This is a genomic window from Mesorhizobium sp. M8A.F.Ca.ET.218.01.1.1 (genome assembly GCF_004791165.1).
In the GTDB taxonomy this organism is placed as follows: Bacteria; Pseudomonadota; Alphaproteobacteria; order Rhizobiales; family Rhizobiaceae; genus Mesorhizobium.
In genome coordinates this window covers 365,996-386,473 of the sequence record NZ_SRUZ01000008.1, presented here as the reverse complement: position 1 = coordinate 386,473, position 20,478 = coordinate 365,996, and the positions used below count along the sequence as shown (strand labels likewise).

21 protein-coding genes and 1 pseudogene are annotated in these 20,478 nt (G+C 57.7%); 15 read left to right on the top strand and 7 right to left on the bottom strand.

Going from position 1 to position 20,478, the window contains the following annotated elements; all coding sequences use genetic code 11:
• The 5 genes from EN861_RS35885 to EN861_RS27950 all read left to right on the top strand — a co-directional run.
• Window positions 1-211: hypothetical protein (locus tag EN861_RS35885; RefSeq protein WP_210235195.1), on the top strand; the 211-nt coding region annotated here is incomplete at its 5' end.
• Window positions 212-1,242: 1,031 nt separating this feature from the next.
• Entirely contained in the window at window positions 1,243-1,428 is a 186-nt protein-coding gene (locus EN861_RS27970; RefSeq protein WP_135866875.1) for a hypothetical protein, read from the top strand.
• A 2-nt stretch (window positions 1,429-1,430) separates the two neighbouring features.
• Window positions 1,431-2,807 carry a phenylacetate--CoA ligase family protein gene (locus tag EN861_RS27965; protein ID WP_135866873.1) on the top strand — a complete coding sequence of 459 codons (1,377 nt, stop codon included), beginning with the start codon at window positions 1,431-1,433 and terminating at the stop codon, window positions 2,805-2,807.
• Window positions 2,804-3,997: an AIR synthase related protein gene (locus EN861_RS27960; protein ID WP_135866871.1), complete on the top strand. Its 1,194-nt coding sequence runs from the start codon at window positions 2,804-2,806 to the stop codon at window positions 3,995-3,997. The genes EN861_RS27965 and EN861_RS27960 overlap by 4 nt, the downstream gene beginning before the upstream one ends.
• A gap of 1,267 nt (window positions 3,998-5,264) precedes the next feature.
• Window positions 5,265-5,972: an SDR family oxidoreductase gene (locus EN861_RS27950; protein ID WP_135866867.1), complete on the top strand. Its 708-nt coding sequence runs from the start codon at window positions 5,265-5,267 to the stop codon at window positions 5,970-5,972.
• Window positions 5,973-6,173: 201 nt separating this feature from the next.
• On the opposite strand, the gene EN861_RS27945 is transcribed toward EN861_RS27950, so the two are convergent.
• On the bottom strand, window positions 6,174-7,184 hold the full coding sequence (locus EN861_RS27945; protein WP_135866864.1) for a hypothetical protein: 1,011 nt from the start codon (window positions 7,182-7,184) through the stop codon (window positions 6,174-6,176).
• Between the two features lie 688 nt (window positions 7,185-7,872).
• Window positions 7,873-9,264, bottom strand: a complete 1,392-nt coding sequence (locus EN861_RS27940; protein ID WP_245512120.1) for an MBL fold metallo-hydrolase — start codon at window positions 9,262-9,264, stop codon at window positions 7,873-7,875.
• 316 nt (window positions 9,265-9,580) lie between these two features.
• On the opposite strand from EN861_RS27940, the gene EN861_RS35595 reads away from it, so the two are divergent.
• Both EN861_RS35595 and EN861_RS27935 read left to right on the top strand, forming a co-directional pair.
• Window positions 9,581-9,718, top strand: a complete 138-nt coding sequence (locus EN861_RS35595; RefSeq protein ID WP_189343751.1) for a hypothetical protein — start codon at window positions 9,581-9,583, stop codon at window positions 9,716-9,718.
• A gap of 273 nt (window positions 9,719-9,991) precedes the next feature.
• Window positions 9,992-10,450 carry a MucR family transcriptional regulator gene (locus EN861_RS27935; protein ID WP_135866860.1) on the top strand — a complete coding sequence of 153 codons (459 nt, stop codon included), beginning with the start codon at window positions 9,992-9,994 and terminating at the stop codon, window positions 10,448-10,450.
• A gap of 238 nt (window positions 10,451-10,688) precedes the next feature.
• On the opposite strand, the gene EN861_RS35590 is transcribed toward EN861_RS27935, so the two are convergent.
• A complete protein-coding gene (locus EN861_RS35590) occupies window positions 10,689-10,829 on the bottom strand; it encodes a hypothetical protein (RefSeq protein WP_189343750.1) in 141 nt (46 codons plus the stop codon).
• Between the two features lie 218 nt (window positions 10,830-11,047).
• On the opposite strand from EN861_RS35590, the gene EN861_RS27930 reads away from it, so the two are divergent.
• The 8 genes and pseudogenes from EN861_RS27930 (at window position 11,048) to EN861_RS27895 (ending at window position 16,870) form a co-directional block, all read left to right on the top strand.
• Window positions 11,048-11,272 carry a helix-turn-helix domain-containing protein gene (locus EN861_RS27930; RefSeq protein ID WP_135866858.1) on the top strand — a complete coding sequence of 75 codons (225 nt, stop codon included), beginning with the start codon at window positions 11,048-11,050 and terminating at the stop codon, window positions 11,270-11,272.
• A 118-nt stretch (window positions 11,273-11,390) separates the two neighbouring features.
• A pseudogene (locus tag EN861_RS27925) lies at window positions 11,391-11,549 on the top strand (JAB domain-containing protein); the annotation flags it as partial.
• A 151-nt stretch (window positions 11,550-11,700) separates the two neighbouring features.
• A complete protein-coding gene (locus EN861_RS27920) occupies window positions 11,701-12,579 on the top strand; it encodes a cytochrome c oxidase subunit II (protein WP_127872643.1) in 879 nt (292 codons plus the stop codon).
• A gap of 20 nt (window positions 12,580-12,599) precedes the next feature.
• Window positions 12,600-14,369 carry a cytochrome c oxidase subunit I gene (ctaD, locus tag EN861_RS27915; protein WP_127872644.1) on the top strand — a complete coding sequence of 590 codons (1,770 nt, stop codon included), beginning with the start codon at window positions 12,600-12,602 and terminating at the stop codon, window positions 14,367-14,369.
• On the top strand, window positions 14,366-15,070 hold the full coding sequence (locus tag EN861_RS27910) for a cytochrome c oxidase subunit 3 (protein WP_127872645.1): 705 nt from the start codon (window positions 14,366-14,368) through the stop codon (window positions 15,068-15,070). The genes ctaD and EN861_RS27910 overlap by 4 nt, the downstream gene beginning before the upstream one ends.
• A gap of 13 nt (window positions 15,071-15,083) precedes the next feature.
• Window positions 15,084-15,803, top strand: coding sequence for a heme-copper oxidase subunit III family protein (locus EN861_RS27905; RefSeq protein ID WP_127872646.1), 720 nt, complete (start codon window positions 15,084-15,086; stop codon window positions 15,801-15,803).
• A 9-nt stretch (window positions 15,804-15,812) separates the two neighbouring features.
• Complete coding sequence (locus EN861_RS27900) at window positions 15,813-16,214, top strand: cytochrome C oxidase subunit IV family protein (RefSeq protein WP_127276671.1); 402 nt, start codon at window positions 15,813-15,815, stop codon at window positions 16,212-16,214.
• 182 nt (window positions 16,215-16,396) lie between these two features.
• Window positions 16,397-16,870 (top strand): aminoacyl-tRNA deacylase, encoded by a 474-nt coding sequence (locus EN861_RS27895; RefSeq protein WP_127276669.1) that lies wholly within the window; start codon window positions 16,397-16,399, stop codon window positions 16,868-16,870.
• Window positions 16,871-16,925: 55 nt separating this feature from the next.
• Here the strand turns inward: EN861_RS27895 and EN861_RS27890 are convergent, their stop codons facing one another.
• The 4 genes from EN861_RS27890 to EN861_RS27875 all read right to left on the bottom strand — a co-directional run bounded on the left by EN861_RS27890 (window position 16,926) and on the right by EN861_RS27875 (window position 20,369).
• Window positions 16,926-17,738, bottom strand: a complete 813-nt coding sequence (locus EN861_RS27890) for a DUF2189 domain-containing protein (RefSeq protein ID WP_127276667.1) — start codon at window positions 17,736-17,738, stop codon at window positions 16,926-16,928.
• A gap of 482 nt (window positions 17,739-18,220) precedes the next feature.
• Window positions 18,221-19,156: a heme o synthase gene (locus EN861_RS27885; protein ID WP_135866854.1), complete on the bottom strand. Its 936-nt coding sequence runs from the start codon at window positions 19,154-19,156 to the stop codon at window positions 18,221-18,223.
• Window positions 19,157-19,178: 22 nt separating this feature from the next.
• A complete protein-coding gene (locus EN861_RS27880) occupies window positions 19,179-19,559 on the bottom strand; it encodes a cytochrome c family protein (RefSeq protein WP_135866852.1) in 381 nt (126 codons plus the stop codon).
• A gap of 285 nt (window positions 19,560-19,844) precedes the next feature.
• Window positions 19,845-20,369 (bottom strand): hypothetical protein, encoded by a 525-nt coding sequence (locus EN861_RS27875; RefSeq protein WP_167531454.1) that lies wholly within the window; start codon window positions 20,367-20,369, stop codon window positions 19,845-19,847.
• Window positions 20,370-20,478: the final 109 nt, after the last annotated feature.

Genomic DNA, 20,478 nt, shown 5'->3' with positions numbered 1-20,478 from the left:
TCCAAGTCTTTATGCTAAATCGGGACACTTTCGGGAATCCCAAGCAGTGACGTTGTTTCTGACAAAAGCTTCCCCGTTAGCAGACGATCTCTACAACAGCGCTGTATTGGCGGTAGCCCTCTCCCGCTACCATCAATACAGCGTTAGGCGCCTCTCCTGGTTTGCGGTTTGCCAGGCTGAGGAGCTCCGCCAGCGCGCCGTGGACCTTTAGCTCAATCTGCCCCCTGCCCTCGGTCGGAATGATCTCGATCTTCGCAAGTAGCGAACGGACAATCCTCGCTGCGTCGTGACCCTAGCTTTCGTCGGATTGCAGCGCCCGCTGAAGTTCCGACACCTTCCGGCGATAAGCCTCGACCGCCACCGGGTGAAACTCCACGATGCTTTCAGCGGCTGCCATGGCTTGAAGCTCTCGCGCTAGACTTTCCTTCTCGCTCTCGAGGTCCAGCAACTTTTGCGAAGCTGGTTGGTTGCTCCAGAATGCAAGTCTATCGGATCGTCCAGATCAATCGATAGGTTCTGCATCTCAGGACTGACAAAACCAGGCTGGCAACTCCGAGATAGTTAGCGCAGGAAGTTGCAGCATCACTGCCGCAAGCGCCTTGGTTGGGGGAACTCAAGAATCCGCTGGACTGCTCTGTCTCCACTACCGCGCCGTGAGAGCCTAGTTCGTTGTTGACCACAACCGGCAACCTAGAGAGCAGCGCTGAACAGGTGTTATGTAGGCGGGTTGAGGATCGGCCCTTCTGGGTCTGGGGGTACCCGCGATTCCTTACATACTATTTTCGAACTCTGGGTTTTCGTTCGTGCCAGGCACCGACGCCATCTCGAACCACCGACAATCTGCGGCTGCCGCTAGCTGAAAAGCATGGCTGGTGTTGTTTCGGTCAAAATCTGCGGCCAACCGGACCCGCAAGCCGGCGCCCCGGCGCCCACGAGACGCCACAAATTTGCGTGCTTCCACAAGTATGTAATAGTTTTTTATTTCAGAGCGCTTGGAGCACTTCTGACAGCAGCACATGAGCACAACAAATTGGTGTGATCAAACTAACGTAACAACATTTAGCTTCCGCTTGACCAGTGTGGACGTCGAAGTGAAATTCACTCTAAGCGCCGAAATCAAGCGGAATTGATAGCCCTTAGGATCATCAAAGTGTAAAAATATTTTCGGCATTCTATTGACGTGCGCCTCCAATTGTCAGCAGATATTGCCTGTACGAAATCATCGAGCCGGGAGGAAAACCGATGGAAGCTGAGTATATTAAGCGACTGGGTGAACTCTACCGCGCTGCGAAGAGTGGGGACGACTCTAACGCCCTGTCGCTGACGCAGAAGGCAATGGAGCACATGATGGTCGCCGAAGCGGCGATGACCAGCATGATGGTGGCGGAGTCCTTGGCGCTTGAAGCCTTGAAACCCCACGGAGGCTGAACGTGAGAGCGGTCGGGATATTTCCGGCCGGTGGGCTAAGGGAGACCGCAGATGGACTCCGCAATGAGTTGATCGGTCGGACGGTGCGCGACGCTGCGGGTCGCAGCCCGTTCTACCGGCGTCATTTTGCCGACCTAGACCTCTCTATCATCCACCGAATCGAGGACCTCGCTGTCCTACCCCGGCTCGCCAAGTCTGACGTGCGCGCGGCAGGCTACTCGATTTTATGTGGCGGTCAAATCCCGTCGCATGTTCAGAACACCTCAGGATCAACGGGCTCGCCATTGCTTCTCTTCCGGTCTCAGGAGGAGATGACTTTTATTCGGGCCTTCTTTAGCCACGTACATGGTGAAGAGGCTGGTGATCGGCTAAGACCTGTGGTGCTCGCATTGACCATTCCGCACCACGGAACACCCACTCCGATTCCCGGACATGCGTTCGTGTTGCAAACTGCGCTAACAGACGACGAACTCCTTGATCAGTCTATTACTCTACTCGAAAGCTCATTTGATCTGCACGGAGTGGAAAATCGCGTATCGGCTATTGTGGGATCGTTCTCTCAGATTTTAGTCCTTACCAATTATCTGCTTGAGAACGGCCGTATGGATCTTGCCGAGTCGATCCGGCACATTGAACTAACAGGAGACTATCTTACTCCTCGTTGGCGAAAGATTCTGGCGTCAGTCTGGCGTTGCTCAATCGTAGACCGCTATAGTTTGGCCGAAATCTTCGGCGGCGCGACGCATTGCCCCTTATGCGGCAGTTACCATTTCGATCCCCATGTCATACCGGAACTAGTAGTACCTGGAAAACAAGAGCCCGTGGAGGCTGGTGTGATTGGGGAGCTTCTACTTACCTCACTCAGCCCCTTCGTCCAATACCAGCCCTTCATACGTTACGTGTCCGGGGATTTATTTGTAAGGCGCGCTATCGGCTGCAGGCATGAGAGTTGGGAGTTCCGCGGACGCACCACGCACGCGCTCTTTGACCCGCGCGATCCGTCGCGGCTTTTGATTGACGGACGCGCCGTGATAGATGCCATCGACGTCCTGCCTACTGTATCGCGTCCTTCTCGCTACCGCGACCTGACAGCGTTAAGTTATTCGCGATCCTCGGGCCGGCCAGTCTATGCAGGCAGCGTTGAGGTCGTTGGCACGCGAGTCCGCGCCCGGCTGCGCATTGAACTCGCCCACACACCTGCGCTGTTCCCCGACGCCACGCGCGAAATTGTCGACGCAGTTGGCGAGGCGGTTCTGTCACAAGCCCCGGTCATGAGGAACGCTGTAGCAGCGGGCGACATTCACTTTGAAGTCGAATGCGTTCCGCCGGGCGTAATCCAGCCTTTAGAAAAGCGTAGCCAAGTTTGGGAGATTTCATGAAGAAACCGGGGCTAGGCACGGACGCGGACCTCTACCTCCAACGTGGCGTCTCTGCACGCAAGCCGGATGTCCAACGCGCTATCGCTAACATCGACCCCGGGCTTTTTCCTGGTGCATTCTGTAAAGCAATCCCGGACTACCTTGCCGGGTCTCCGGAGCATTGCGTTTTGATGCACTCGGACGGGGCGGGCACCAAGTCCTCGCTCGCCTACGTGCAGTATTGTCGAACCGGCGACGCACGAGTGTTCCGCGACATTGCCCAAGATTCATTGGTAATGAATCTTGACGATCTCTTGTGTGTGGGAGCAACCGGGCCTTTTCTAGTGTCGAATACGATCGGCCGCAACCTGAAGAGGATTCCGGGTGAGGCGATCAAGGCGTTAATCGAAGGATACGAGATGTTCGCCGACAAATTAGCGCCTTACGGCGTCGATTTGCGGCCTTGTGGAGGCGAGACTGCAGACCTTGGCGATCTCGTCCGGACCATCATAGCTGATTCCTGCATTACTGTGCGGATGCGACGAGACGAATTTATTGACGCTTCAAAAGTGAAACCCGGGCATGTCATAGTCGGAATGGCCTCAGCCGGCCAAGCGACTTATGAGGATAAGCTAAATTCGGGTGCCGGCACCAACGGATTCACCGCCCTTCGTCATTCGTTGTTTGGCGCCGAAGTGAAGGCGGAGTTTCCCGAAAGCTTCGCTCCCGAGATCTCCGATGTCGCCTATCTCGGATCACACCGCCCGGACGATCCTCTTCCAGGGTGTAGCATGACGTTGATAGAGGCATGCCTCTGTCCAACACGAACCTATGCGCCGATTGTACTTCGGATATTGGCTTCTTGCCGACCGGCGATTTCAGCCATCTTCCACAACACCGGAGGGGGCCAAACCAAGTGTCTGGGGTTCGGGAGCGACGTTCACTACGTCAAGGAAAACCTTATGCCACTACCACCTCTGTTCGCACATGTCAGGACAGTCAGTGGGATGAAGGACAGGGAGCTTTTGCAGGTTTTCAATATGGGGCATCGAGTTGAGGTGGTTTGCGACCCTGGTGTTGCGGATGAGGTGATTGGGGTGGCGCGTAGCTTCGAGGTGGATGCCCAAATTATTGGCAGGGTAGAATCCGGTAGTGGAAGGTCCCTGACCATCGCCTTCGATGGATCGAGGCTTGAATTCGTTGCCGATTGACACGCACCCAATCCCGCACCCAACCAACTTCCTCTTAGGGCTACCGAAGGGACGCTTCGAGTCGTGTACTCGGACTCTTCTTGGCAGTTTAGGCATCGTTTGGAAGGATCGATTATGCTACCGGGTGCCGGCTTGGCGTGCCACCGTCCTTCTGCTGAAAGCAAGCGACATTCCGCGCGCCGTTTCAGAAGGCCATATCGACCTTGCCGTCACTCCAGAGGAGTGGAGCCTGGAGCTTGATACGCAGGCACCCGGCACCGTGGTCCGGGTTGCTAAATTGCCAGGATGGTTACCGACGCGGCTTTCGTTTTTCGGTCAACCTGGAATCGCTTGGCCTCCGATTGGTCGGGCGCGGGTCGCCACGTGCTTTCCGGGGGTCGCAGTATCGCTACTCCACAGGTTGGGAGTAGCGGCAGACATTTTGCACGTAACAGGATCCACCGAGGCGTTCGTTGGAGTTCTCGCGGACTACGGTTTCGACTGCGTCGAAACCGGCATGTCTCTACGGCGCCATGGCTTAATTGAGTTGCACCAAGCAGTCCCAGCCCTCGGTATGGACGTTATTGCCGCCCCCGAATCTGTCAAACGCGTCGAAGGTTTAGTTCCGACGCTGATGCTCGCGATGGGAGAGGCAACACCTGCCTGATGCCATGATTCTTGCGAGCCTAAACCCTATCGAGCGTCTGATAGCGGTAAGCACCCTCCTCGAGACACGGGAGGCAAATGTATTCGAGAAAGCCCTTCGTCCGCTGCAGGTCGAGTTCCCAGACTTGGCAATGGGCACGTCCGCGATTAGCACAGTCTTTTCCGCGACCTTGATCCGCCTCAATGCCTTTGACCAAGTTGCGGCCCGTATCGCCCAATACTCAGGGCACATTTATCTGCTTGGTGATGAGCAACTCAGTAGGCTGCTTATCCTTCCACCGACATCAGAGGGCCTACACATCGATAATCCGACGAGCTTACTCGACATGGTTGCGACATGCGGCCTAGTTTATCGATTCAACGCCGCGCTTAAGTTCGGCTACCCTTCCCGAGCAGTAGTTCAATTCAGGCTGAATGGATGGGGCCGTGAACTCTGCGATCGCCTAGGCCTGGAGGCTGCAAGAGCGCAGACCCAGGTAGAGGCGCAGATCACAGAGCAACTGCAACCGTTTGCGCACGACTACAGGGGCCTGATTTCGCACTGCGCGTCATGTCTGAGACCGCTTAACACTGCCGAGATCCATCGGCTCAATCGGAATCTACCCTATGCGGTGGTTACCTGATGACGAACTTTGGAACCACAATGATAACTGGCGCCTCTTCAGGCATAGGTGAAGCTACTGCGCTGCATCTAGCCTCCCTTGGGGGCAGGTGCCTGATTCTCGGAGGTAGAGACGTTGATCGTTTGGAGACCGTAGCTTCGACCTGCCGTTCCCACGGGTGTCGAGTAGCGACGGTGCAAGGAGACCTTGCAACGAGGCCCGGCCTTGCTGCGGTCAAAGCAGCCATGACCCGCGAAGCGAAGATTGACGTGCTTGTCAACGCAGCCGGCTGGGGAGCATTCGCGCCACCCGCAAAGTTGAACCCCGAAACATTTCACAAGATTTTGCAGGTGAACCTCAGTGCAGCGTTCGAGCTATGTTGCCACGCCGCCGGGCTGATGCAATCGGGTGGCACGATAGTCAATGTAAGTTCCGATGCCGACTATGTCGGATTTCCTGGCGCATCCGCCTATTGTGCCAGCAAGGGAGGGCTTTTAATGATGTCGCGGGCTCTCCGAGAAGACCTGCGTCCAGCCGGTATCCGGGTTTGCGTCGTATCACCAGGACGGGTAGATACGCGTTTCAACGGCAAAACTCCCGGCATGCGTCCCGGGGCTCTGAGAGCCGACGAAGTCGCCGAAGCCATCGTCTTCGCGATCTGCTGCTCGTCCAACATAGATATACAAGAACTGCGCTTAGATAGTATGTCTCGCCTTTCAGCGAGTTGATTGTATCGCGTAGTGATAAAGTTTCTGATATTATCTTTTGCCTGGCGGCCGGAAGCAATACCTTACAGTCTTGCGGGATTCAGTTTTGGAAACCTCGCGGAACGCACTTCTACGCAAATCTCATGGGAGATCAGCGCGAAAACCTGACCGAAAACGGCAGGCGCCAGTGTGCTACACGCAGAAAGTCTTCGACACAAAATACTATTGAGAAATGGCCTTGGCAAAGAACGGCAGCACGTGCTTTAGCGCCACACCAGCATTGTGCGAGGACGGGAATTCTTGCGCGTACATGCTCTGCGCTTCGTCGGGAAAGTGGCAAACGCGATTTGGTATTGCGGTAACGTAGATGAATGGCGTCTCTTGCCATATTGAGCGAATAACGCCGTGCGTTGTTTCAACCGAAGTTATATTGGTGGCACCGGCGGCACGCGCTCGCACAATAGCGCCGGTATCGATATCGCAGTACGGAGCGTTTTTCGGGATATTTACCGAACTGATTCCGACGGCGTCAGGCGCTATGATGAGTTGCAGCACGCTGGCAGGATGAGTCAGGGGCGTGATCATTTCGAGATTGATGGCGGCCAGCGTTTTTTGATCGGCGGCCACGCTCTCAAAGAATGATGCCGGAGTTTTACTTGGAACCAATGCTTCCATGTAGCCGGGCCAGGACCAGTTTCCGTGGTCACCAACGGCATCATTTGAAGCGTCATGGATAAAAATCGTACCACCAATTGTTGCACATCCATTGTTGGAGGCAAGGCCCGGATAACCAGCGGTCCCGAACGCGACAACCCCATCTGGCGCGGTCCCATAGGCAGTAATCTTTTCCATAGCTTTTGCTTTGGCGGAGCTGTCGCCGTTTGTGTTGGCAAGATCGTCAATGCACCAAATCTCAACTGTGGCGAGTGTCGTTTTGTCTAATGGGGCACCAAGGACATCTATCAAGCAACGCGGTTTTTCGCTGTCTATGGGTGCGGCGTTTGGATCCGGATTGGTTGGGCGCGGCCAATCGATTTTGTATGGGGTGGTGAGGAAAGGACTGCGGGCCATCCGATTGCAGAGGGCTGCCATAAGTCCGTCGGCCTCGTGATATCGATTTGCCACGACGACAATTCGGTTGGTTTTGGCGGCGCTTGTTTGCGCAAATGATCTCGTGGAACCTGCGATGAGCGTCGCACCCGCAGTAGCTAGGAAAGCTCTTCTATTGAGCATTATTATCCCCTTTTCTAAAAGTCGCGATGAATGTGCACTATCCTCATGCCGTTGTCGAGTTGTTGATAAGCATTGTGTCGAATGACTAATCTTCGGTGCCGGCAATTTTATGGGATTACGAAGTGCACACGTGAATTTTTGCGAGTGGCAGGCGATGGAGCGATTGAGTTTTCCAAGAACAGGTCAGCGGCATGTCGAGCCTGTCACCTCAAGGTTTAGGCTCGACGCTAGCTTGTCACAAATAGTTGATCATGCTGGGGAAGTACGATGAGGCGTGGGTCCGGGTGCAGCGTGCAAGACGGCTCGCTCCAACCATTCTAGCTGCTCATGAAGCCGAAATTCTGTGCCTCGTGCGTTTCGGCCAGCTTGTAGAGACGCGGCAGAGATTCGAGAGGCTCGCAAAGTCCGACCCTGCGCTTGTGAGCATCGCAGTCTATGAGACAAGGTCGCGATTTCGTCGCCGTCGTGATGTCGATCACCTCGTTAAATTACTACGCAAAGCGGGACTGAAGGACTAGATCCCGATCTTTCGAGGCGAGCCCTAGACAAGGACTGCGTGCGCGGACGGCTTCGCTATTGTGCACACGCCTGCGGCGAGGCGCCTGACTAAGACCGCCCAAGGGCGAGGCAGTTGGTGTCGATTGCGCCGAAAGCCAGGGTTTTCGTGCTGATAGCGTCCGAATGCCAGCTATTTGAAACCCAATGTTGAGACCGAATATTCGCCAGCTTGAGTAGCGGTGACGATGATCGTTCCCTCCCACCCCGTGCCGAATACAGCGCGAGAGATATCCACGTTCTTGAAATCGCTCTTCTGTGCAGGCGCACCCCAAAAATGTCCTGCGGGATTGCGTTCGTCTGTGACGATTACAGGTTCCTCCTGCAGAATTTTTAGCGTCGTCAGCCGAGGGTGGCCGTATTGCCAGGCACTGGGCGATCCGGTGGATGCTTTTGTGCCCATTGAAATGATCGCGATGCGCGGCGATAGCACGTTCAACAAATCATCTGTCGTGTCCCCGTCTGCGCCGTGATGCGAAACTTGGAAAACGTCCACGTCGAAGACACCAAGATTTTCCTCATATTGCGCGAGCAGGTCCGCTGCCCCTTCATGCTGTAGATCACCTAGAAAAAGGAACGACGCCTGGCCGAAATCGATGCGCACGACCACACTGTGATTGTTCGGATTCTCGTAGCCAGACCTCGACAGCAGTTCATTTGCGCCACCCCAGAACGCAGAAATCGTAGCGCAGGCGAAAGGATCGATCGCTGCATTGGTGACACCGGTGGCGGTGGTCTGCCGCGCCAATTCGACCGCCGCATACTGGCCACCTTGGTCCTTAACCCATTGTCTAAAGGCGCTCTGTCTTCCCAACGTGCCTGAGTTGTTCGTTTGGCCATTGTCGACGATAGCACGGACTGCAAGACCACTCGTTTTCAGCTCGTCGCTGCCGTTGATGTGATCGGCATGAGGATGGCTGAGGATAAGGGTGTCAATCGTATTGTTGTATTGCGGGTTCTTAGCGAAGAAGTTCTTGAGATAGTCAACGAAGAGCGCTCCGCCGTCGACCTTACCATCGCCCGAGCCGTACTCTCCGCCCAGGTCGATGACGGCTATGCCGCACGGCAGCTCCACGACCGCGCCGGCACCCTGGCCAACAAACACGTAATGTACGCGCATGATACTCGCAGACACAGAGGTGACTTCTGGTACCTGCTGGCGGTGGAATTGCAGTCGTGGCACCTGCAATGGTTCGAACTGCTGTCGGATGTCGCGCAGCAAGGGAACCGTTGCCGGTACCTGACGATGCGCGGGTTCGTTCGGCAACGAGAGGTCTTGCACCCTCGGCCGGAAGGCCTCCTGGGTGAACAGGAGGAGATCGTCTGGAACCTGGATGCCGGCGTTGGGGCGAGCGATGTAAAGTGGAAGGCTTAGATTCCCCGCTGATTGCGGGACATAGTCTTTTCCGAAAATCTCTTCCCCGTTTTCATTGACGTACGGAAAGTCCAGGCCCTGCGCGTAACTAAGGGCAGGCAAGGACATAATCGACAGAAACGCTAGCCCTCTAATCGAAATGGTTCGCATGTCGGCCACTTTTATTTCTCGGATTTCTTATGTTACACGGATCGAAGATCGACGCAAAGTGGGTCAGCTTCAAAAGGAAGTCGGTAATTCTGTTGTCGTGCGGCAGATCAACTAAAGATCGGGTCCTGCCCCGAGCAGCGCGGCCATTTTTGGAGATAGCGGATTAGGGGGCGAGACCGCTTGGAGTCCAGCCGCCGCCTTTGATTGACGATGGGTTGCTGGCGCCAAGCGCAGCAATGACATCAGCGCCTCCGCCCCGTGACGGCATATGAGTCTCGGTTGGTGTCCGCTTTTGGCTATAAAGGAGGCCGGTGGAATGACCGACATCAGGCGCAAAGCTGCCGTTCAGCACGCTTGGAAGTTCGTGCTGACGCGCTATCTGGCGCATGTGCCAGAAGTCGCTGCCTTCAAAGCTATCCAAAAACCGAATCTAGTGTCCCACCTTTGTCCATAAGCAACCGCAATTCGGGCTGACGCGCGACGCAGAAAGTTCGAAAAGCTTCCAGGAACCCCAGCCAAACGGGATGATGGGCAGGCAACTTCGCTCCAGGAGCGTCTGTGGTTCTGCGGTAGCGACTACTTCTGAAAAACATCAAAGGGTTGTCCGAAGACCGTACGAATTCTGCGTCGGCTCCACTGCAGTTCGATAGACCAGACTTAGGGAGGGCGGTTGCGTCGTTGATCATCAAACAATAGAGAGGGGACGAATCAGTCAAAAGGACCACCAATGACCGACGAATCCGATACCCGCTCTGCCGAACTTGCTGAGCTGACCGCCGACATTGTCTCAGCATATGTCAGCAACAATCCATTGCCGGTCTCTGGCTTGCCGGACATCATAGCATCGGTTCATGCTTCGCTGTCCGGACTTGGCACGCCGATCCCGCCTGTCGTTGCGCCGCAAATTCCCGCGGTCAATCCGAAGAGGTCGGTGACGCCGGACTTCATTATCTGCCTCGAAGACGGCAAGAAGTTCAAATCCCTGAAGCGGCATCTTAGCACGGATTTCGGCCTGACACCGGACGCCTATCGCACCAAATGGAACTTGCCGCACGACTACCCTATGACAGCTCCGAATTACGCCGCTCAGCGCTCGCAACTGGCGAAGTCCATCGGGCTTGGCCGCAAGGCCGAACCCGTCGCAAAAGCCAAGAAGGCACCTGCGAAGCGCAAAACCAAAGCGTAGTCCGCCACCACCTGACGCAACGGAAAGACTCAGCTATGTCTGGAGAGCGGCGGACCTGAAAAGGACCGTCTGGCCGGCGCCATTCGGGCAACCTCCCAGTGAGGGCGCCGGCCTTGTTCCCTAGCGGGGCGGCAATACATGTCACTTCAATTGTCGGTCGGTTAATCTGCGGCAGTGCCGGTTTGGTGGTGACACGAGTAGCTGTGCACTGCCTGCGGCTACCGCCGGCGAACACGTCTCAGGCACCTGTCGCCAGCGCCTGATACTCTCGTACCGTGGTCACCGTGTGTTCGATGTTGAGAGTAGTTCGCCTCGCGTTTCTTGCGCTCGCCCCGGTCTGGCTCAACTCGCCGACAAGCGTCGCCTCATTCCAATTCATCGCCTCCCGCGTCAACTCGAAGCACGACGGGTCGGAGATCGCATTGGCAGTTAGTCCGATTTCTATCCAGGCATATCCCCTGCTTCTACTCCCTCGCTCAGCGGCTTTTATTTCCGATGCACATACCCACTCATGGCCGCGCAACTGCATGATCCAGAGTTTGAGAGCGTGCTTGGGCCTGCTCACTTGTTCTCGATGTCGGACATTTGGAGAGCTTGATGGACAACAGGAAGTTTTTGACAGCTGAGGAAGTGTCGGAACGCTATCGCGGCAGCATCTCTCTTGGAACGCTGCGAAATTGGCGAGCCAAGAGGATTGGGCCGGCGTACGTCAAGCTTGGCAAAGCCGTGCTGTACCGAATTGAGGAACTCGAGACGTGGGATCAAAAGAATACAGTGGCGTGCCGTGCGTCAAAGCGATTTAGCGTGAACGGCGGTGAGTAAGCATGATTCGTGACGGAGGAGCATCCAACACCGCTCCCAGAAGCCGCTCCTCACGTTCTCGGAGATTTATATTTTCTACAATAAATTCAACAATATAGCTTGCGGCGAGCGGAAGTTCCACAACCACCCTTCCGGCGATCCGACGCCGTCACGCGCCGATATCGAGATGACGAAAGAGATCATCGAAGCGGCCAAGCGGCTGGGCATCTCAGTCCACGACCACATCATCATCGGGCGAAAAGGCTATTCCAGCATGAAGGGCCTGCTGCTGATCTAGACGGCGGGACTGGCGCCAGGCCAAGGGCAAGAGCCGGGATTTTTCAATCAACATAGTCGGCTCTAGAATTGCGACCCCAAAATAAGCTATAATGGGCCAGGTATTTCCCTGGACGGCTTCGCGCCTCTTGGAATGCCTGGAGGAACGGGACATGGCCGTAGCGCTTGTACTCGTTTTGATCGTCGTGGGCTCAGTGTTGTTTCACCTGCTGAGCCCATGGTGGTGGACGCCGATTGCCTCGAACTGGGCCTATATCGACAATACCATCATCATCACCTTCTGGATCACCGGCATCGTGTTCGCCGCAGTGGTTCTATTCATGGCCTATTGCGTCTTCCGTTTCCGTCATCGGGAAGCCAACCGGGCTGCCTACGAACCTGAAAACAAGCGGCTCGAATCGTGGCTGACGATCGTCACCGCGGTCGGGGTCACGGCGTTGCTGGTTCCCGGCCTGTTCGTCTGGAGCCGGTTTGTCAACGTCCCAAGCGACGCAACCGACGTCGAAGTCGTCGGCCAGCAGTGGCAGTGGAGTTTCCGTCTGCCCGGCAAGGACGGCAAGCTTGGCACATCCGACACCCGCGACGTCTCCGCCGACAATCCACTGGGCGTGATCGGCGGCGATCCCAATGGTCAGGACGATGTCGTGGTCGAAGCGGCCGATCTGCATCTGCCGGTCGGCAAGCCGGTCAAGATGCTGCTCCGCTCCATCGACGTGCTTCATGATTTCTATATCCCGGAATTCCGCGCCAAGATGGACATGATCCCGGGCTCGGTCACCTATTTCTGGTTCACTCCGACCAGGACCGGGACCTTTCAGGTCTTGTGCGCCGAACTCTGCGGCCAAGGGCATCCCTTGATGCATGGCGTGGTCGTGGTCGACACGCAGCAGGACTACGTGGCCTGGCTTGGCCAGCAGCAGACTTTCGCGCAGTTGTCGGCGCCGCAGCAAACCGGTTCGGTAGAGCAGGCGCCGGGCAAGACGACGGGTTTGAAAATTGCAGCAAAGCTCGAAACGGCCGGAGCTCGCTGAGAAGGACCGGAGGTGTTCCTATGGTCGACATCACCCCTGCGGACGGCATCCCGCCCGCCGAAGTCGCGGAAGTGGAACTCTATCATCCGCGCAGCTGGTGGACGAAATACGTTTTCTCGCAGGACGCCAAGGTCATCGCGATCCAGTATTCGGCGACAGCAACGGGCATCGGTCTGGTCGCCCTGGTGCTGTCCTGGCTGATGCGGCTGCAGCTCGGCTTCCCCGGCACGTTCGACTTCATCACTCCGGAGGCCTACTACCAGTTCATCACCATGCACGGCATGATCATGGTGATCTACCTGCTTACCGCCCTCTTCCTCGGCGGCTTTGGCAACTACCTGATCCCGTTGATGGTCGGCGCCCGCGACATGGTCTTTCCCTATGTCAACATGCTGAGCTACTGGATCTACCTGCTCGCCGTGCTGGTTCTGGTGTCGGGCTTCTTTGCGCCCGGCGGACCGACGGGGGCCGGCTGGACGCTGTACCCGCCACAAGCCATTTTGAGCGGCACACCGGGTGGCCAGGGCTGGGGCATCATCCTGATGCTCTCGTCGCTGATCCTGTTCATCATCGGCTTCACGATGGGCGGCCTGAACTATGTGGTGACGGTGCTGCAGGGCCGCACGCGCGGAATGACGATGATGCGCCTGCCGCTGACCGTCTGGGGCATCTTCACCGCGACCGTCATGGCGCTGCTTGCCTTTCCGGCGCTGTTCGTCGCCAGCGTGATGATGCTACTCGACCGCGCGCTCGGCACAAGCTTCTTCATGCCGGCGATCTCCGAGATGGGCGAGCAATTGCCGCACAATGGCGGCAGCCCGATCCTGTTCCAGCATCTGTTCTGGTTCTTCGGCCATCCCGAGGTCTACATCGTGGCGCTGCCGGCCTTCGGCATCGTATCCGACCTGATCAGCACCCATGCCCGCAAGAACATCTTCGGCTACCGGATGATGGTCTGGGCCATCGTCGGCATCGGCGCGCTGAGCTTCGTGGTCTGGGCACACCACATGTATGTCAGCGGCATGCACCCCTATTTTGGGTTCTTCTTCGCCACCACGACACTGATCATCGCCATTCCGACGGCCATCAAGGTCTACAATTGGGTGCTGACACTGTGGCGCGGTGACATCCATCTCACCATACCGATGCTGTTTGCCCTGGCCTTCATCGTCACCTTCGTCAACGGCGGGCTGACCGGGCTGTTTCTCGGCAATGTCGTCGTCGATGTCCCACTGTCCGACACCATGTTCGTCGTTGCCCACTTCCATATGGTCATGGGTGTCGCCCCGATCCTCGTGGTTTTTGGCGCGATCTACCATTGGTACCCGAAGGTCACCGGCCGGATGCTCAACGAGATGCTGGGCCGGTTCCATTTCTGGGTCACCTTCCTCGGCGCCTATCTGATCTTCTTTCCCATGCACTATCTCGGCCTGATGGGCGTGCCGCGGCGCTATGCCGAACTGACCGACATGACGATCATGACGGAGTCGGCCCACCACCTGAACTCGTTCATCAGCATCATGGCGTTCATCGTCGGCTTTGCCCAAATGGTGTTCCTGTTCAATCTGATCTGGAGCATCCGCCATGGCCGCGAGGCCGGCGGCAATCCGTGGCGGGCCACGACCCTCGAATGGCAGACGCCGCATACACCGCCGGCCCACGGCAATTTCGGCAAGGATCTGCCGATCGTCTACCGCTGGGCCTATGACTACAGCGTGCCGGGCGCCAAGGAGGACTTCATTCCGCAGAACATGCCGGGCTCCTTCGGCCCCTCGAGGGAACCGGCATGAGCGTCATCCTGGTCTTCCTGCTCGTCATTGCCGGTTTTGCCGGATGGTGGCTTTCACACCAGAGGCTGATGGGCAAGCCATGGCTCGAGCAAGGCCTGGCCAGCGATTTTGTCGCCTTCGACAGGTCGGCGCTGCCCACCGCCAAGATCGGCCTCGGCGTCTTCCTCGCCGTTGTCGGCTGCCTGTTCGCGCTCTTCACCAGCGCCTATTTCATGCGGATGACGGTGTCGGACTGGCAGCCGCTGCCGCTGCCGCGGCTGCTCTGGTTCAACACCGGCGTGCTGATCCTGAGCAGCGTAGCCCTGCAATGCGCCTCGGTGGCGGCGCGCAGGGGCCAAGTCGACATGGTCAGGCTCGGTCTTGTCACCGCCGGGCTCACGGCGCTCGCCTTCCTGATCGGACAGCTCATGGCATGGCGGCAACTGACCGACGACGGCTATCTCCTGAGCTCCAATCCGGCCAACAGCTTTTTCTACCTGATCACCGGCATGCATGGCCTGCACATATTGGGCGGGCTTGTGGGCCTCGGCAGAACCACCGCCGGCGCCTGGAATGGAGCGCGGCCGGAGCGGCTTCGCCTCAGCGTCGAACTGTGCGCCATGTACTGGCATTTCCTGCTCTTCGTCTGGCTCGCCATCTTCGCGCTGCTGGCCGGCTGGGCCGCGACATTCGTCGACATTTGCCAACGATTGCTGACCTGAGAGGATCAAGCGGATGGCAGAGACACTGACACATATCGGCCAGACGGAACCACGGCCCACGGGCTGGCAAGGCATTGCCGCCGACTGGTCCTCAGATCAGCGTGCGTTCAAGAACGTGTCCTGGGGCAAGGCCATGATGTGGATCTTCCTGCTCAGCGACACCTTCATCTTCGGCTGCTTCCTGCTCTCCTACATGACCGCGCGCATTTCGACGCGTGTGCCGTGGCCCAATCCGAGTGAGGTTTTTGCGCTTCGCATCGGTGGCTCCGATATCCCGCTGATCCTTATTGCCATCATGACCTTCGTGCTGATCTCAAGCAGCGGAACGATGGCCATGGCGGTCAATTTCGGCTATCGCCGCGACCGCCGCAAGACGGCGATCCTCATGCTTGTAACCGCGGCACTCGGCGCGACCTTCGTCGGCATGCAAGCCTTCGAATGGACCAAGCTTATCACCGAAGGGGTGCGGCCCTGGGGCAATCCCTGGGGCGCCGCGCAATTCGGCTCATGCTTCTTCATGATCACCGGTTTCCACGGCACCCATGTGACGATCGGGGTGATCTTCCTGATCATCGTGGCCCGCAAGGTCTGGCGTGGAGACTACGACACCGGCCGGCGCGGATTCTTCACCAGCCGCACGGGCCGCTACGAGAATGTCGAGATCATGGGGCTGTACTGGCACTTCGTCGATCTGGTCTGGGTGTTCATCTTCGCATTCTTCTATCTTTGGTGAGAGGCAGATATGGCTGAAGCAACCGCAAACGGCCTGGGGCAACACGCACTTCACACTGGCCATGCACATGAAGCGCCGGCGGCCATCGTACATGCCGACTTGCATCAGGAACATCCGATCAAGCTCTATCTGGTGGTCTGGGCATGGCTGTTCATCCTCAGCACCTGCTCCTACCTGGTCGATTATTTCGGCCTTCACGGCTATCTCAGATGGTCGCTGATCCTGATCTTCATGATCCTCAAGGCAGGGCTGATCGTCGCTGTCTTCATGCACATGGCCTGGGAACGGCTGGCGCTGGCCTATGCGATCATTCTGCCGCCGATACTGGTGCTGGTGTTCGTGACCATGATGGTCTTTGAGGCCGACTACACGCTTTTCACCCGGCTGTCGTTTTTCGGAGCCGGCCCCTGACGCGCACACCGGATTTGCCCTTGGCATTTCCGGGCAGAACCCACGGATCTCGCATGCGTGCAGCCCTCTTGCCGGCGCCTTGAAACTATCGGCCGCTGGTCCAGTTTTCCTAAAAATGGACCCGGGTTTGCCGTGCTGATCTTCGGTTCGGAAAAGAACATGCTCAAACAAGGGAGGCCAGGATGACGATCGCAAACAAATTGAAGGACTTCATCGACGGCAAGGGAATTTCCTACGACACCGTCGCTCACCATCGCACGTCGACAAGCCGGCAGGCGGCACTAGCCGCGCATGTGCCCGGCAGCATCATGGCGAAATCCGTGGTCGTTCACCACGAGCTTGGCTATACGCTGGCCGTGGTTCCGAGCACCCACAGGATCGAACTTGGCAGGTTGCAAGACGTCATGGACAAGCGTCTTGGCCTTGCTTCCGAAGACGAGGTGATTTTGCTCTTCGATGATTGCGACACTGGCGCCATCCCGCCGATCGGCGCCGCCTACGATGTGCCAGTGATCGTCGATGAAAGCCTTGGCGACGCCGCCGACGTCTACTTCGAAGGCGGCGACCATCGAACGCTGGTGCATGTCAGCGGCAAGGATTTCCGCAATCTGACCATGGGCGCATACCAGGGCCGCTTCAGTCACCCGGCCTCCTGACGGCTTCGATCAGCCCTGCACCGGCACCTCGCCGATGCAGGGAGGCGCAACGTCCTCAACTCGCCGACCCGGCTGGCGGCTCCACGACCTTGCGGTAGACATGCCAGGTGGCGTGACCGAGGATCGGCAACACGACGGCCAGCCCGACGAACACCGGCAGCGACCCGATGATCAGGGCGACGGCGACAATCAGTCCCCAGACAGCCATGGTGATCGGGTTCGCCAGCACCGCACGCACCGAGGTGTGAATGGCTTCGTAGGCGCCGACGTCGCGATCGAGCAGCAATGGGAAGGCGACAACCGTTGTGCACAAAACCACCACTGCGAAGACGAAGCCTATGGCATGCCCCAGGACAATCAGCGACCAACCGCGTCCGGTGGCGAATATCTCATTGATGAAGCTGGATATCGATTCCGGCGGAGCCGGACCGAAGAGATATTCGTAGAAGAGTTTCGCCGTCAAAAGCCAGGTGATGAAGATTGCCAGAAGCATGATCCCGACCGCCGCGATGGCGGGGAGCGCCGGAGAATTTCTGACTTCGAATGCGTGCCGCCAGGAAGTGTCGAGCCCGGCTTCCCGTCTGCGGCTAATTTCATAGAGGCCTATCGCCGCGAACGGGCCAACCAGCGCGAAACCCGAGACCAGTGGAAACAACAACGGCAAAGCATTGGCGCCGGAAGTCCAGGCGGCGAGCACGACTCCCACCAGCGGATAGATCAGGCAGAGAAAAACGATGTGCGATGGTTTGACCATGAAATCGTCGACGCCCCGCTTGAGCGCGTCGAAAAGGTCGGAAACACCGATTTTTCGAATTCCGATATGTTCCAGCGTCTCGCTGGAACCTGCAATCACGTGAAAGCTTGCCATGACCGTTCCTCCAGACCTGGTCCGGTAAAGTCGCGGTTTCGTGGTGCTGCCGTTCTGTGTGACTGGCCACGCAAAACCGCGACCTGCACCGCAAACAACATACTCTCTTGCCGGAGACTTGTCGCGCTTTGTCAGAGGGAGACCCGCCGGTCTGGCTAGCTCCGGCGGGGTTTTTTCGATATTCTGGTACAGCGCCGCGTGCCCTTTTTAGACACGCGAAGGGCGCCGTACCACGTTGATTGACGCATGGTTCCTGCTGAAGATCGATTTTCGATTTTCAGGACCATGCGCCGGGTCAAGGGTGAAGGTCATGGACGGAAGGACGCTTCTCATACTCGGCCTTGGCATAGTCGCTTTGCTGATCCTGGGATTTTGGGCAATACCATCTTGATATCGGAGCCGATCCTGGTCTGCTCGCAGGGTCTTCAACGCAACAATTGCGGACTGGCGGTGTCGAGCCGGCGGGTGTGGCAACAACGGCGTCAACCTCCGGCTGACATGAACGCCCGTGTTGCGACGGTGTCGGCAAGCAGTGTGGCAAAGATCGCGAAAAGATAGAAAATCGAGAAGGCAAACAACGCTTTCGCAGGCTTCGTCTCCTTGTCTGCAACGACCAGAACCTTCCAGGCGTGCCAGATAAAACCCGCGCCCAATGCAGCCGACGCAATCCCATAAAACGCGCTCGCGAATCCGAGCATCCAGGGCAGCACGCCGATCGGCGCCAACAACAGTGAATAGGCGAATATCTGTTTTCTGGTCGAGGCCTGGCCGGCCACGTTCGGCATCATCGGAATGCCGGCAGCCGCGTAGTCGCCGACCTTGAACAGCGCCAGTGCCCAGAAATGCGGCGGCGTCCACAGGAAGATGATCAGAAACAGGATCAAGCTCTCAATGCCGATGGCGCCAGTCGCGGCCGCGCAGCCAATGACCGGAGGAAGGGCACCCGCCGCACCGCCGATGACGATGTTCTGCGGCGTCGAGCGCTTCAGCCACATCGTATAGATGACGATGTAGAAGAAGATGGTGAAGGCCAGCAGCAGCGCGGCAAGCCACCCCACCAGCACGCCGAGCGTCATGACCGAAAGCGCCGAAAGCACCAGGCCGAAGCCGAGAGCTTCGCCTGGCGTGACGCGGCCCGACGGAACGGGCCGCTTTGATGTGCGAGACATCAGCGCGTCGATGTCGGCGTCGTACCACATGTTGAGGGCCCCGGCCGCCCCTGCCCCGACTGCAATCGCACCGATTGCAATCACGGCAATGACCGGATTCATCGCGCCGGGCGCCACCATCAGGCCGACGAAAGCAGTGAATACGGCCAGCGCCATCACTCGCGGCTTCAAGAGCGCGAAGAAGTCGCCCGCTGTCGCTTCCGAGAGGCGGATGCCGGTATCCTTGAGGCGGCCTTCCTGGGTCGACATTTCAGCCGGTGAAAGAACAGGGTTACGGAGAGAATTGTTTCAGATAGGCAATGACGTTGGCCACGTCCGCATCGGTCTTGAGGCCGGGAAACGTCATCTTGGTCCCCTTGACCATGGCCTTGGGGTCATGAAGGTAGGTCGTCAATGTCGGTTCGTCCCATTTGACGCCGGATTTGCCGGCGGCGATCATGGCATCGGAATATTTGAAATCCGGATGCGTACCGGCGGCGCGGCCGATGACGCCATGCAGCGATGGACCGATCTTGTTCTTGTCCTCGTCCGCGATGTGGCAAACCTTGCATTTGGTGAAGACCTTCTCACCAGCCGCAGCGTCCTGAGCTTGCGATGGATTGGCGATGAAGGTTGCAAGAGAGGCGACGGCGAAAAACGCGATCAAGCGCATGGCATTTCCTCCTGATCGTCAAATGTCCCTGAGACGATCTGCGCGCATGTCGGTACCATGCGCCTTGCACGGGAGAACAGATTATCCGCTTCTCCCCATATGGAATTGCGGCATCTATATACCACAGAATCTGGCTGGCAGGTAGAAGAGGTCGACCGTACGAAGGTTTGATGCATGTCGCCCAAAATTGATTACGGTTTCGGGAACAACGACATGCATGGAAGCAAAGGCCAAAAGCGCGTCAAACCGTTGCGACGCGACGGGCTTTAGGCGGTCTGCGGTGGCTCAGGGCACTTCCGTCTGACAAGTCGCGGCAATCTGGCTGACCGCCTCACCGAAGCCGGCCAGGTCGAAATCGGCCTGACCGCGCCCGGACAGCAGTCCGAAACGCCACGACAGCAGCAGGCGATTTGCCGGAACGAGGCGCTTTATGCCGTCGGCGCCATCGCGCATCAGCATCCTGGCGCGTGTGCCGACCGACCAGCTCTCGTCGAATTTGCTGTCCCTGTCGATCGTGACCGACATGGTGATTTTCCGGCTGGCGGAAACCGCGTCGTTCAACTGCAGCCATTCGGTCCAGGCGGGCTCGCCGTCCGCCCGGCAGGCAATTGTCAGCACCGGGCTGTAGCTCAGCGCGCCGCCCCCGGTGATCAACTTGTTAGTGGCATAGAGAGAGGCGGTGACGAGGCCGTCATTGCCGGTATCGAAACGCCAATTGTCCGTGCCGGCCCCGGCAGCGCCGCAGGCCAAGGCCAGGAAAAACACGGTGGCGGCAGCGCGCCTCAGTTCCACGAACACCCGCAACGACATTGCCAACTACCTCTGGTCTTCCAACCAACCAGATAATGATCAAGGCTTCGCACCGCCACCGGTGCCCACCAGGAACGAATCCGATGTTGCAATTTCGCAACGAAAAAGG

Bases quoted from the DNA above. Each gene is read 5' to 3' on its own strand.
- EN861_RS27875 (WP_167531454.1), bottom strand. From the start codon at position 20,369: ATGTCGTTGCGGGTGTTCGTGGAACTGAGGCGCGCTGCCGCCACCGTG.
- EN861_RS35590 (WP_189343750.1), bottom strand. From the start codon at position 10,829: ATGAATTGGAATGAGGCGACGCTTGTCGGCGAGTTGAGCCAGACCGGG.
- EN861_RS27970 (WP_135866875.1), top strand. From the start codon at position 1,243: ATGGAAGCTGAGTATATTAAGCGACTGGGTGAACTCTACCGCGCTGCG.
- EN861_RS27905 (WP_127872646.1), top strand. From the start codon at position 15,084: ATGGCAGAGACACTGACACATATCGGCCAGACGGAACCACGGCCCACG.
- EN861_RS27910 (WP_127872645.1), top strand. From the start codon at position 14,366: ATGAGCGTCATCCTGGTCTTCCTGCTCGTCATTGCCGGTTTTGCCGGA.
- EN861_RS27920 (WP_127872643.1), top strand. From the start codon at position 11,701: ATGGCCGTAGCGCTTGTACTCGTTTTGATCGTCGTGGGCTCAGTGTTG.
- EN861_RS27950 (WP_135866867.1), top strand. From the start codon at position 5,265: ATGACGAACTTTGGAACCACAATGATAACTGGCGCCTCTTCAGGCATA.
- EN861_RS27945 (WP_135866864.1), bottom strand. From the start codon at position 7,184: ATGCTCAATAGAAGAGCTTTCCTAGCTACTGCGGGTGCGACGCTCATC.
- ctaD (WP_127872644.1), top strand. From the start codon at position 12,600: ATGGTCGACATCACCCCTGCGGACGGCATCCCGCCCGCCGAAGTCGCG.
- EN861_RS35595 (WP_189343751.1), top strand. From the start codon at position 9,581: ATGACCGACATCAGGCGCAAAGCTGCCGTTCAGCACGCTTGGAAGTTC.
- EN861_RS27930 (WP_135866858.1), top strand. From the start codon at position 11,048: ATGGACAACAGGAAGTTTTTGACAGCTGAGGAAGTGTCGGAACGCTAT.
- EN861_RS27960 (WP_135866871.1), top strand. From the start codon at position 2,804: ATGAAGAAACCGGGGCTAGGCACGGACGCGGACCTCTACCTCCAACGT.
- EN861_RS27935 (WP_135866860.1), top strand. From the start codon at position 9,992: ATGACCGACGAATCCGATACCCGCTCTGCCGAACTTGCTGAGCTGACC.
- EN861_RS27900 (WP_127276671.1), top strand. From the start codon at position 15,813: ATGGCTGAAGCAACCGCAAACGGCCTGGGGCAACACGCACTTCACACT.
- EN861_RS27880 (WP_135866852.1), bottom strand. From the start codon at position 19,559: ATGCGCTTGATCGCGTTTTTCGCCGTCGCCTCTCTTGCAACCTTCATC.
- EN861_RS27890 (WP_127276667.1), bottom strand. From the start codon at position 17,738: ATGGCAAGCTTTCACGTGATTGCAGGTTCCAGCGAGACGCTGGAACAT.
- EN861_RS27895 (WP_127276669.1), top strand. From the start codon at position 16,397: ATGACGATCGCAAACAAATTGAAGGACTTCATCGACGGCAAGGGAATT.
- EN861_RS27940 (WP_245512120.1), bottom strand. From the start codon at position 9,264: ATGCGAACCATTTCGATTAGAGGGCTAGCGTTTCTGTCGATTATGTCC.
- EN861_RS27885 (WP_135866854.1), bottom strand. From the start codon at position 19,156: ATGTCGACCCAGGAAGGCCGCCTCAAGGATACCGGCATCCGCCTCTCG.